The sequence below is a fragment of the Marinobacter piscis genome (genome assembly GCF_007671655.1).
Lineage (GTDB): Bacteria > Pseudomonadota > Gammaproteobacteria > Pseudomonadales > Oleiphilaceae > Marinobacter > Marinobacter piscensis.
Map to the genome: position 1 here is coordinate 1 of NZ_VCGX01000003.1, position 11,560 is coordinate 11,560.

14 protein-coding genes are annotated in these 11,560 nt (G+C 54.6%); 12 read left to right on the plus strand and 2 right to left on the minus strand.

Going from position 1 to position 11,560, the window contains the following annotated elements; all coding sequences use genetic code 11:
• Positions 1 to 154: 154 nt before the first annotated feature.
• The 12 genes from FFI95_RS10890 (at position 155) to FFI95_RS10945 (ending at position 10,514) form a co-directional block, all read left to right on the plus strand.
• On the plus strand, positions 155 to 1,705 hold the full coding sequence (locus FFI95_RS10890; protein ID WP_144822473.1) for a 2-isopropylmalate synthase: 1,551 nt from the start codon (positions 155 to 157) through the stop codon (positions 1,703 to 1,705).
• The gene (locus tag FFI95_RS10895; protein WP_144822475.1) at positions 1,706 to 2,482 is read left to right on the plus strand and encodes a 2-isopropylmalate synthase; all 777 of its coding nucleotides are present in this window, start codon (positions 1,706 to 1,708) and stop codon (positions 2,480 to 2,482) included.
• A 44-nt stretch (positions 2,483 to 2,526) separates the two neighbouring features.
• A complete protein-coding gene (gene rimI / locus FFI95_RS10900) occupies positions 2,527 to 2,970 on the plus strand; it encodes a ribosomal protein S18-alanine N-acetyltransferase (RefSeq protein ID WP_342778856.1) in 444 nt (147 codons plus the stop codon).
• 87 nt (positions 2,971 to 3,057) lie between these two features.
• Positions 3,058 to 4,638: a peptide chain release factor 3 gene (gene prfC / locus FFI95_RS10905; protein WP_144822479.1), complete on the plus strand. Its 1,581-nt coding sequence runs from the start codon at positions 3,058 to 3,060 to the stop codon at positions 4,636 to 4,638.
• Between the two features lie 22 nt (positions 4,639 to 4,660).
• On the plus strand, positions 4,661 to 5,434 hold the full coding sequence (locus FFI95_RS10910; RefSeq protein WP_144823232.1) for a TatD family hydrolase: 774 nt from the start codon (positions 4,661 to 4,663) through the stop codon (positions 5,432 to 5,434).
• Positions 5,435 to 5,643: 209 nt separating this feature from the next.
• Complete coding sequence (rplM, locus tag FFI95_RS10915; RefSeq protein WP_144822480.1) at positions 5,644 to 6,072, plus strand: 50S ribosomal protein L13; 429 nt, start codon at positions 5,644 to 5,646, stop codon at positions 6,070 to 6,072.
• A gap of 12 nt (positions 6,073 to 6,084) precedes the next feature.
• The gene (gene rpsI, locus FFI95_RS10920) at positions 6,085 to 6,477 is read left to right on the plus strand and encodes a 30S ribosomal protein S9 (RefSeq protein ID WP_144822482.1); all 393 of its coding nucleotides are present in this window, start codon (positions 6,085 to 6,087) and stop codon (positions 6,475 to 6,477) included.
• 241 nt (positions 6,478 to 6,718) lie between these two features.
• Positions 6,719 to 7,315, plus strand: a complete 597-nt coding sequence (gene petA / locus FFI95_RS10925; protein WP_144822483.1) for a ubiquinol-cytochrome c reductase iron-sulfur subunit — start codon at positions 6,719 to 6,721, stop codon at positions 7,313 to 7,315.
• The gene (locus tag FFI95_RS10930) at positions 7,315 to 8,547 is read left to right on the plus strand and encodes a cytochrome b (protein ID WP_144822485.1); all 1,233 of its coding nucleotides are present in this window, start codon (positions 7,315 to 7,317) and stop codon (positions 8,545 to 8,547) included. Before petA ends, FFI95_RS10930 begins: the two co-directional genes overlap by 1 nt.
• Positions 8,547 to 9,299 carry a cytochrome c1 gene (locus FFI95_RS10935; protein WP_144822487.1) on the plus strand — a complete coding sequence of 251 codons (753 nt, stop codon included), beginning with the start codon at positions 8,547 to 8,549 and terminating at the stop codon, positions 9,297 to 9,299. Before FFI95_RS10930 ends, FFI95_RS10935 begins: the two co-directional genes overlap by 1 nt.
• Before the next feature lie 112 nt (positions 9,300 to 9,411).
• The gene (sspA, locus tag FFI95_RS10940) at positions 9,412 to 10,041 is read left to right on the plus strand and encodes a stringent starvation protein SspA (protein ID WP_144822488.1); all 630 of its coding nucleotides are present in this window, start codon (positions 9,412 to 9,414) and stop codon (positions 10,039 to 10,041) included.
• A 59-nt stretch (positions 10,042 to 10,100) separates the two neighbouring features.
• Positions 10,101 to 10,514: a ClpXP protease specificity-enhancing factor gene (locus FFI95_RS10945; protein ID WP_222120404.1), complete on the plus strand. Its 414-nt coding sequence runs from the start codon at positions 10,101 to 10,103 to the stop codon at positions 10,512 to 10,514.
• 48 nt (positions 10,515 to 10,562) lie between these two features.
• Here the strand turns inward: FFI95_RS10945 and FFI95_RS10950 are convergent, their stop codons facing one another.
• Both FFI95_RS10950 and FFI95_RS10955 read right to left on the minus strand, forming a co-directional pair.
• A complete protein-coding gene (locus tag FFI95_RS10950) occupies positions 10,563 to 11,153 on the minus strand; it encodes a D-sedoheptulose-7-phosphate isomerase (protein WP_144822492.1) in 591 nt (196 codons plus the stop codon).
• Between the two features lie 6 nt (positions 11,154 to 11,159).
• A complete protein-coding gene (locus tag FFI95_RS10955; RefSeq protein ID WP_144822493.1) occupies positions 11,160 to 11,528 on the minus strand; it encodes a YraN family protein in 369 nt (122 codons plus the stop codon).
• Between the last annotated feature and the right edge of the window lie 32 nt (positions 11,529 to 11,560).

An 11,560-nucleotide genomic window follows, 5' to 3' on the forward strand; every position in this document is an offset into this window, starting at 1 on the left:
ACAGGCCTGCGCCGATGGTAGTGTGGCATCTGCCCATGTGAGAGTAGGTCATCGTCAGACTCTTAATTAAGAAAGCCCCGACAGCACCGCTGCCGGGGCTTTTTTTTGTCTGGTATACTGCCCGGACAACATCAACTGCACAGGGGACAGCCCAATGTCTGGCAACAATCATCTGGTTATATTCGACACCACTCTCCGCGACGGTGAGCAGAGCCCTGGTGCCACCATGAATAAAACGGAGAAACTTCAGATTGCCAGAGTGCTTGAGAAGCTTCGGGTTGACGTTATTGAAGCGGGCTTCGCCATTGCCAGCCAGGGTGATTTTGAGGCGGTGAAGTCCATTGCAGAAACCATCAAGGATTCAACGATCTGCAGCCTCGCCCGGGCTCTGGATAAAGATATAGACCGGGCGGCCGAGGCCATTCGCCCGGCGGAGCGAGGTCGAATCCATACCTTTATAGCCACTTCACCCATCCATATGCAGCACAAGCTGCAAATGCAGCCAGACGAAGTGATTGAGCAGGCCGTCCGCTCTGTTAAGCGCGCCCGTGCCCATGTCAACGATGTAGAGTTCTCCTGTGAAGACGCCGGTCGCTCTGAGCTGGATTTTCTGTGCCGGATAATCGAAGCGGCTATCGATGCCGGGGCCACAACCATCAACATTCCCGACACGGTTGGTTATGCCATTCCCGAGCAGTTTGGTGAAACCATCCGGCAGTTGTTAAACCGCATTCCCAATGCGGATAAAGCAATCTTCTCTGTGCATTGTCACAACGACCTGGGTCTGGCTGTTGCTAACTCGCTTGCAGCCGTAACCCAGGGTGCGCGGCAGATCGAGTGCACCATTAACGGTCTTGGTGAGCGCGCTGGTAATGCCGCACTTGAGGAGATCGTTATGGCGGTCCGGACGCGGCAGGATCTGTTTGATATTGATACCCGCATCGATTCCCGCCATATTGTCCCGGCTTCACGTCTTGTTTCCACAATCACCGGCTTTCCGGTTCAGCCGAACAAGGCTATTGTTGGCGCGAACGCCTTTGCCCACGAATCAGGAATTCATCAGGACGGTGTCCTGAAACATCGTGAAACCTACGAAATCATGCGTGCCGAAGATGTGGGCTGGCATACCAACAGCCTTGTTCTTGGCAAGCACTCAGGTCGTAATGCCTTCCGCTCCCGGCTGCTGGAGCTTGGGATTCAGTTTGAGACAGAAACAGAGCTGAACGAAGCGTTTGCCCGGTTCAAGGCATTGGCAGACCTCAAGCATGAGATTTTCGATGAGGATCTGCAGGCGATTGCCAGTGATACTCGCCAGCAGGAGGAAGAGGGGCGTTATCGCCTGGTGTGCCTTAAAGTTGGTTCCGAAACAGGCGTTGTGCCCCGGGCCAGCCTGACCCTGTCTGTGGACGGAAAAGAGCACACGGTTGAGGCGGAAGGCAGTGGTCCCGTGGATGCAGCCTTTACCGCCATCGAATCACTGGTCGATTCCGGCTGTAACCTGCAGTTGTATTCCGTCAACAATATAACCAGTGGCACAGATGCCCAGGGGGAAGTGACGGTGCGACTGGAACGTGGCGGTCGTATTGTTAATGGAATTGGTGCTGATACAGATATTATTATTGCCTCCGCAAAAGCCTACGTTGAGGCGCTTAACCTGGTTACCCGGGGTGGTATACGGCATCACCCCCAGGTTGCAGATGTTTGAATGATTCATACTGAAGAGCAGAGACAGTTTTATCTCGGAGTTGCTGGCATACGCATGTGGTATGCCCGTGAGCCGTTGCCCGGTGCTGCGCCCAGTCCGGAGTTTGTGTTTCCGGAACCGGAGCCTGTAGCCGCACCTCATGAGGGCGGGCTCACCAGCCCGGTCGCCGAGCCTGCAAGGCCTGCACAGCCTGTGCCAGATCCGCAGGGAGCAAAACGGATAGCCAGTCTCCAGGCCTTAATGGAGAGTGAAACCAAAACTGCAAAGGCAGCGGCTTCGGACGACCGCCCAGTGCCCGCCGAGACTCAGCCCGAAGAGGCTCCTCCGGCATTGACCCGAGAGCAGGAGGAGCCGGATCTGACCCTTGATCTGGGTATTTTTACCGGCGCGGGGCATGTTCTGGTGGCGCACCTTTCCAATGAGGCAAGTCTTCAGCTCCAGGAAAGCCTGGCCGCAAACATACTCAGGAGTCTCGGGGAACGGCAGTTGGAGCCCCTTAAAAGGATTGGCTGGCCGGTCTTCAACAACCGGCTTGTGCCCGGGAGCTCACTCTCTGACCTCCAGGCTGTTATACAGCCAATCTGTACCGGCATTCGGGAGAAAGTAGTCATTGTCATTGGTGCCAGCACTGATGAAGCTGAATCACCGTCTTGGCTTACACAGGCGCTGGGGCGCAACCCTGATGTGAATTTTGGCCGCTCCCTGGCCGACCTTGCCAGTAACCCGGCCGAGAAGCGCCTGTTGTGGAAAAAGCTTAAACCTTTGGTTGCGACCTGATGTGTACTCAAGAGGACTTCAGTGCGGACCTTGCAGGGGTGAGCGTGGCTCTGCGCCCCCTGAGTCCGGACAATATACCTGACATGCTCGAGATCGAACGCCTCGGGCACTCCCATCCCTGGACAGAGGGGATCTTTTCTGACTGTTTCAAGCCCGGGTATTTACTCTCAGGTGCCTGGTTTGGTGAAAGGCTGGTCGGATACGCGGTCGTCGCTTATATGTTTGACGAGGCGCACCTGCTGAATATTTGTGTCCATCCGGATACTCGCGGCCATGGTGTGGGGCGGCAACTGCTGCGTCACGTCATCCAGAGTGCCCGTTCTGAAGACATGAGCGAGGTTCTTCTGGAGGTCCGGATCAGCAACAAGGCGGCGAGTAAGCTGTACCAGAAGGAAGGGTTTGAGGAAATAGGGCGCCGCCCAGGGTACTATCCTGCCGCGTCCGGCCGCGAAGACGCCAGAGTGATGTCTTTGCTCCTGTACCCGTAAAAGCGGGTGCTTTCTGTTCGCGTAATCCCCGCTTAGCCCTTATAATGTCGCCCTTCCCGAACACTTGACGCAGGTTGCTCTTCGACTATGTCTCAGCTCTCCCAGGAAGTGGCTAAACGCCGCACCTTTGCCATTATTTCACACCCGGACGCTGGTAAAACCACAATTACCGAAAAGGTACTGTTATTCGGGCATGCCTTGCAAAAGGCTGGCACCGTCAAAGGGAAAAAGTCCGGTCAGCATGCCAAGTCTGACTGGATGGAAATGGAGAAAGAGCGGGGGATTTCAGTAACCACATCGGTGATGCAGTTTCCTTATAGCGACAAACTGGTAAACCTGCTTGATACGCCGGGCCACGAAGACTTTTCGGAAGATACCTACCGCACACTCACAGCGGTGGATGCCTGCCTGATGGTAATCGACAGCGCCAAGGGTGTTGAGGATCGTACCATCAAGCTAATGGAAGTGACCCGCCTTCGGGACACGCCTATTCTTACGTTCATGAACAAGCTGGACCGGGATACCCGTGACCCCATCGAGCTTATGGACGAGGTAGAAGAGGTTCTTGAAATTGCCTGTGCGCCGGTAACCTGGCCTATTGGTATGGGCAAGAGTTTTAAAGGCGTTTATCACCTGCTTCGGGATGAGGTTATTCTGTACCAAAGCGGTCAGGGCCATACGATCCAGGAAACCCGTATCATCAGTGGACTGGACAACCCGGAACTTGATGAGGCCATTGGCCCATACGCCAGTGAACTGCGTGATGAGGTCGAGCTGGTCAAGGGCGCTTCTCATGAGTTCGATCAGGAAGCCTTTCTGGCCGGTGAGCTGACCCCCGTGTTTTTCGGGACTGCGCTGGGAAATTTTGGTGTTGACCATATGCTGGACGGACTGGTCGATTGGGCGCCCAGCCCCCAGCCAAGGGAAACAGACCTGCGAGTAGTGCAGCCCGATGACCCGGGCTTTTCCGGCTTTGTGTTCAAGATACAGGCGAACATGGATCCGCAGCACCGGGATCGCGTGGCATTTTTACGTATCGTTTCCGGCAAGTACAGCCAGGGAATGAAAGCGCGCCACGTGCGGATCGGCAAGGATGTGCGCTTCTCCGATGCCCTCACTTTCATGGCCGGTGACCGTGGTCATGCGACGGAAGCCTTTGCGGGGGATATCATCGGTCTGCATAACCACGGCACCATTCAGCTGGGTGACACCTTTACGGCCGGCGAGGACATGAAGTTCACCGGGATTCCGAATTTTGCGCCGGAACTGTTCCGTCGTATACGGCTCAAAGACCCGTTGAAGGCCAAGCAGTTGCAGAAGGGCCTGATACAGCTATCGGAAGAGGGGGCGGTTCAGGTATTCCGTCCTTTGCGCAATAATGATCTGATTGTTGGTGCCGTAGGGGTTTTGCAGTTTGATGTGGTGGTCAGCCGCTTGAAGACCGAGTACAAGGTTGAGGCTATTTATGAGCCAATCAATGTCGCCACAGCACGCTGGGTAACCTGTGCCGACGAGCGTAAACTTGAGGAGTTTCAGCGCAAGAACAATGATAATCTTGCGCTCGATGGGGGTGACCGGCTGGCGTATATTGCGCCCACTATGGTCAACCTCAACCTGGCGCAGGAACGGTACCCGGATGTGGAGTTCCATAAAACCCGGGAGCATTGATCCTGCTATTGCGGAGTCAGATGTGAAACTGGTGGATGCCCATTGCCATTTTGACTTTCCCCGGTTTGACGGGTGTCGTAAAAGTGAGCTTGTGACCGCAGCCGGAAAAGGCGTTGCGGGCCTGGTAATTCCAGGCGTGCGCCGGCCTGACTGGCTGCGGGTTCAGGAGACAGCCAGCGAGCACAACGGTCTTTATTATTGCCTGGGCATACACCCCTGGTATATCTCGGAGCACTCCGAAGCGGATCTTGAGTATCTTGAACAGGTTTTGCGGGAGAAGCCCGAGGGCTGTATAGCGGTCGGGGAGTGCGGGCTGGATCGACTGCATGGCAGTATGGACGAGCAGCATCCCTGGTTTGAAGCCCAGGCAAAACTCTCGGCGCGGGTTGATTTACCCCTGGTGATCCACTCGGTCAGAGCCCACGATGAAGTACACGCCTTGCTCCGGCGTATAAACTGGAGTGGCCGGGGGCTGGTACATGGCTTTTCCGGGAGTTATCAGCAGGCGGCAAAGCTGGTCGATCTAGGCTGTTTTATTGGAGTGGGAGGCGTAATTACTCACGCCCGGGCAAAGAAAACCCGTGACACAATTGCGCGCTTGCCTCTCGAAGCACTGGTGCTGGAGACAGATGCGCCGGATATGGCGCCGGCGGGAGTGGCGGCCGGTATGAACTCTCCGGTCTATCTGCCTGATATTCTGGCCTCTCTTTCCGAGGTTAGGGGGCAGTCTCCGGAGCAGCTGGCGCCCGTGTTACTGAAGAACACGCAGCGGCTTTACGGGGCAGATCTGTGGTGAAGGCCTGCGAAGAAAACTGTGCAGGGCGGGGTTGGTTTTAGCGATGCCTTCGGGTATACTTCGCGCCCTGGCTTTTCAAGGCGATGCCGCTATCTCAGCCCCGAATAGCGTCACTGCCACAAATTACAGGTACAGAACTTCTTCCGGTTGTTTTATTCTTCCGGAGGTAGTTTTAACGTTTCTTTTTTATAGCGTTCAAGGCGGAATCAATGAAGACTCTGAGTGCGAAACCAGAAAGCGTAACGCGTGACTGGTACGTTGTAGACGCAGCCGGCAAGACGCTGGGTCGTCTGTCAACCGAAATCGCCCGTCGTCTGCGGGGCAAGCATAAGCCTGAGTATACCCCTCATGTAGACACCGGCGATTACATTGTTGTGATCAATGCAAGCCAGGTGCGGGTTACCGGCAATAAGTCATCTGATAAGATGTACTACAGCCATACCGGCTTTCCGGGTGGAATCAAGTCCATCAACTTCGAGAAGCTGGTTGACAAGGCGCCTGAGCAGGTCATTCAAAAGTCTGTAAAAGGCATGCTTCCGAAAGGCCCGCTTGGCCGTGCCATGTTCAAGAAGCTGAAAATCTATGCCGGCGCTGAGCATCCTCACGCAGCCCAGCAGCCCAAAGAACTCGACATTTAACGGAAGGCGGATATGTCTGTAGCACAAAATTACGGTACCGGTCGCCGCAAACGGTCCACGGCTCGGGTGTTTATCAAGCCGGGAAGCGGTAATATTTCTATCAACGGTCGTTCCATCGAAGACTTTTTCGGTCGTGAGACGCTGCGCATGATTGTGCGTCAGCCTCTGATGGCGTCTGACTCTGTTGAGCGTTTTGACATCAACATCACCGTTCAGGGTGGTGGAAGCAGTGGTCAGGCAGGCGCAATCCGCCACGGCCTGACCCGTGCCCTGATGGAATACGACGAGACACTGCGTCCGGTCATGCGCAGCGAGGGTTATGTAACCCGTGATGCTCGTGCAGTTGAGCGGAAGAAGGTTGGTCTGCGGAAGGCGCGTAAGCGTCCTCAGTTCTCCAAGCGTTAATACGCTGGCGCAGATTCCGAAAAACCCGGCTTTTATGGCCGGGTTTTTTGTTTCAGAATCAATGAAGTCGGAAATTGATCTGAAGCAGAGAAGAGGCTCTGCCAGCGGCTTTACGACTTGTAAGGGGCCGGTAATTTCATTACCATTTGAGCGCTTATATTTTTGAGATGTGAAGTCCTTTTCGATGCACACTGTCGGCGTTCTGGCGGGTTGTGACATCGCCTGATGGGAGAAAACCATAATGAATAATGGCGACGTGAGCCAAGGTCGACGCCGATTCCTGATCGGTGCTACGGCCGCGGTCGGTGGAGTCGGCGTCGTCGGTGCGGCAGTTCCTTTCGTGGCATCCTGGAATCCCAGTGCCAAAGCGGAGGCGGCAGGCGCACCGGTAACCGTCAATATCAATAAGATTGAGCCAGGTCAGCAGATCACCGTCGAGTGGCGGGGTAAGCCGGTCTGGATTATTCGGCGTACACCGGAAATGCTCGAAAACATTGAGGAGCTGACACCCCGGCTGAAAGATCCGGAATCGACAGAAGCCAGTCAGCAGCCGGAGTATATTTCGGGTGCCTACCGTTCCCTGAAGCCGGAGTTTATCGTGCTTGTAGGGATTTGTACGCACCTGGGCTGTGTACCAACCTACCGTCCGGAAGTGGCCCCGGCAGATTTGGGCGAAGAGTGGCTGGGTGGACTGTTCTGCCCCTGTCATGGCTCCAAATTTGATCTGGCAGGGCGTGTCTTTACCGGGCAGCCGGCACCTCTGAACCTTGAGGTTCCGCCCTACCGGTATGACAGCGACACGACCCTGACAGTTGGTCTTGATCCGGAGGCAGCGTAATGCAAAAACTTCTGAATTGGGTAGATGAGCGGCTACCGGTCGTCGAAGCCTGGAATAAACACCTGGCGAAATATTACGCTCCGAAAAACTTCAACATCTGGTATTTTTTCGGCTCCCTGGCAATGCTGGTTCTGGTTAACCAGCTGATCACCGGGATCTGGCTGACTATGAGCTACAACCCCACGGGTGAGGGTGCCTTTGCCTCCGTCGAATACATCATGCGTGATGTGCAGTGGGGCTGGCTCTTGCGTTACCTGCACTCCACAGGGGCGTCAGCCTTCTTCATTGTGGTGTACCTCCACATGTTCCGGGGGCTGATGTACGGTTCGTACCAGAAGCCCCGTGAGCTGATCTGGCTGTTCGGTATGCTGATTTATCTGGTGCTGATGGCAGAAGCGTTCATGGGCTATCTGCTGCCCTGGGGCCAGATGTCCTACTGGGGTGCCCAGGTTATCGTAAACCTGTTCGGCGCTATCCCGGTGATCGGTGACGATCTGTCGCTGTGGATTCGTGGTGATTACCTGATATCCGGTATTACCCTGAACCGCTTCTTCGCACTGCACGTGGTTGCACTTCCGATCGTACTGCTTGGTCTGGTTGTTCTGCACATCCTGGCCCTGCACGAAGTAGGTTCTAACAACCCGGACGGTATCGAGATCAAAAAGAACAAGGATGAAAACGGAATCCCCAAAGATGGTATCCCGTTCCACCCTTACTACACTGTGCACGACCTGGTGGGTGTTGCGGTGTTCTTCTTTATCTTCTTTATTGTGGTGTTCTTCTTCCCGGAAATGGGCGGGCTGTTCATCGAGAAACCGAACTTTGAACCGGCGAACTCCCTGAAGACGCCTGAGCACATTGCTCCTGTGTGGTACTTCACGCCTTTCTACGCCATGCTGCGGGCGGTCACGGTGGACCTGTTCGGACTACCGGCCAAGTTCTGGGGTGTGGTTGTTATGGGTGGTGCCATCGCCATTCTGTTTGTGCTGCCCTGGCTTGACAGAAGCCCGGTACGTTCTATCCGCTACAAAGGCTGGCTGAGCAAAATTGCTCTGGCAATCTTCGCTGTCAGCTTTGTGATCCTGGGGTACCTGGGCATTGTTCCTGCAACTGAAGGTCGTACGCTTGTGGCCCAGATCCTGACGGTCCTGTACTTCCTCTACTTCATTCTGATGCCGTTTTATACGCGCATGGAGAAAACCAAGCCAGTACCAGAGAGGGTGACAGGGTAATGAGAAAGCTGATTTTTGGTCTTTTCATCGCATTCCTGCCGGCCCTCGGGCTGGCAGCGGCAGGCGGTTCGCTTGATAGCATCAAGGTGGATCATACCGATAAGGCATCTCTGCAGCGTGGCGCTGCCACGTTCACAAACTATTGCATGGGGTGTCACTCCATGGAGTATGCCCGCTACAAGCGTGTTGCCGATGATCTGGAGATTCCGGAAGAGCTGTACGAAGACAACCTTATCTTCACCGGTGCCAAAATTGGCGAACTGATGAAGAACTCCATGGATAAGGACATGGCGGCTAACTGGTTCGGCGCGCCGCCACCCGACCTGACACTGGTAAGTCGTCTGCGTGGTGAGTCCTGGTTGTACTCCTATCTGCGAGGCTTTTATAAAGATGACTCGCGGCCACTGGGAGTAAACAACGTGGTGTTCGATAAGGTGGGCATGCCCCATGTGCTGGTTGATCTCCAGGGCTTGTGTGCCGTGAAGCCCAACATTGGTAAAAAGGCCAGTGTTGAACCTCTGAGTGGCAATATCAACAACGCAGGTGCCTGCCCGGAATATGCGACTGAAGGCAGCATGTCCGGTGCTGAGTTCGACAAGGCTATGTATGACCTGACAAACTTCCTGTCTTATATGGGAGATCCGGTCAAAGTAGAGCGCGAGCGTCTCGGGATTTTCGTGCTGATATTTGTTGCTATTTTCTTTGTTTTCGCCTACCTGCTCAATCGCGAGTACTGGAAAGACGTACACTGAGAAATAAGGTATAATATCCTTCCCTGAGTTCCGGTGGGCGTATAAAACCGCCCACTGGAATTTTTGCGTTCTTTCAGGACCATTTCGGTAAGTTTACTCGTGAGGTAATTCTATGGGCGTTGTGACCAAGCGGTCATCGATGACGTTTTTCTCAGACCCGACCAGCCACTATAGCCACAGGGTGCGCATAGTGCTGGCAGAGAAGGGTGTTACCGTTGATATCGTTGATGTGGACCCGGACAATCCGCCGGCCGAGCTGGCAGATCTGAACCCGTATAACGCCCTGCCTACCCTGGTAGACCGTGATCTGGTTCTGTACGAGCCTAACATCATGATGGAATACCTGGATGAGCGCTTTCCGCACCCTCCGTTGTTACCGGTATACCCGGTTGCACGGGCCAACAGCCGTCTGATGATTCACCGGATCCAGAAAGACTGGTGCGTATTGGCGGATCAGATTCTGAAGCAGCCGAATGCCAAAGCCTCTGAAACTGCACGTAAGCAGCTGCGGGAGAGTCTTTTAGCTACGGCACCTGTGTTCGGGGAGCTGCCGTTTTTCCTTTCTGAAGAGTTCACCATCGTTGACTGCTGCATCGCGCCTATTCTCTGGCGTTTGCCGTCACTGGGTATTGAGCTTACGGAAAAGCAGGCGAAGCCGTTGCAGAAGTACATGGAGAGCATCTTTGAGCGTGAAGGGTTCAAAGCAAGCCTTTCCGATCTGGAAGAAGACATACGTAACTGATCTGGCAGGTTTCCGTTTTCGGGAGCAGGAGACAAGCATTGGCTGATAATGAAATCACCATGACATCCAGTCGCCCCTACCTGGTGCGTGCGTTCAATGAGTGGGTGCTGGATAACGACTGCACTCCTTACATTGTTGTTGATGCAGGGCTTCAGGGGGTTCAGGTACCCACAGCACATGTGGCCAATGGCCAGATTGTTCTGAATATCAGTCCCGGGGCAGTGCGCGGACTGGTAATAGGTAACAGTGCGCTGGAGTTCAGTGCCCGCTTTGGTGGTGTGCCCATGCAGGTTTTTATACCGCTTCAGGCAGTGCTGGCCATTTATGCCAAGGAGAATGGCGAAGGTATGGTGTTTGGCAGTGAGCCTGGCTCACCCGACCCTGATGGCCCCGGGAGCGGCCATGATGGAGCCGGGCAGGGGGCACAGGAAGGGCGGCCCTCCGGGCGACCTACCCTGAAAGTTGTGAAGTGAAACCTGTCACTATCTGTTCTTCAAAGCCGGCGTTCAGCCGGCTTTTTGTTATCCTCCGAATAACTTTGCGTCAACCAGAGAACACAGGGCGTTGATGATCACCATGAGCAAGGGCGCAGCCTCACTTGGTGACAGGTTGTTCAGAGCAATTTCATGGTCTTCTGAGTGCATGAGTGAGGCGATGTCAGACTTTTCTCTGGCACTTAACACCACCACATTCATTTCCCGATCGTGGGCAGCCTGAATCGCCTGAATAAGGTTGGCCTTGTGGCCATCATCAACGATTACGAACAGAAGGTCGCCAGGCTTGCCAATGGCTTTCACCTGTCGGGAGAAAGTGTCATTAAATCGATTGTCGCGACAAATGGCTGAATAGGTGGTGGCGTCTGCCCCAAGGTTGATTGCAGGCAGGGCCGGGCGGTCCTGTTCAAACCGGTTCAGAAACGCTGTACAGAAATACTGTGCGATGACATTGGCGTTGCCATTGGCGCAGGTGATGATTTTCCCGTCGCTGAGCAGCGCGTTGACGAATGCGTCCGCCGCTTGCTCTATAGCATCCCCCACAGTGCTGGCAGCTTCCGCTGTATGCTCCATGTGGCTGGCAAATAGCTGGTTAGTCAGGTTTCCTGTGTCGTTCATTGCAGTTTAAACATCCGCCTGGATTGCATTTTTGATCCATTGTACCCGGTATTTTTTTACGGTTCCCGGGGTGATTGCCACCACGTCTATCCGGCTCGGTACATTCCAGAGCTGGTGCCGGTGGAGATAAAACGAGACGGCCTTAAGGAGTCGTTTCTGTTTCGGATAAGAGATAGAACTGGCCGGATCTACAAGGCTTCCGCTGCCACGGTACCGGACCTCGAAAAAGACCAGAGTATGCTGGTCTTCGCCGATCAGGTCGATCTCGCCGCCCCGGTTATATACATTACATTCCCGGATGCGCACACCCTGGCTGTTCAGGTAGCGTGCAGCGACGCCTTCGAAGTATGTTCCGATTGCTTTGCGGCCTTCCATGGCAGCTCACCTGTTTTCCGGTTAAGTGTTGC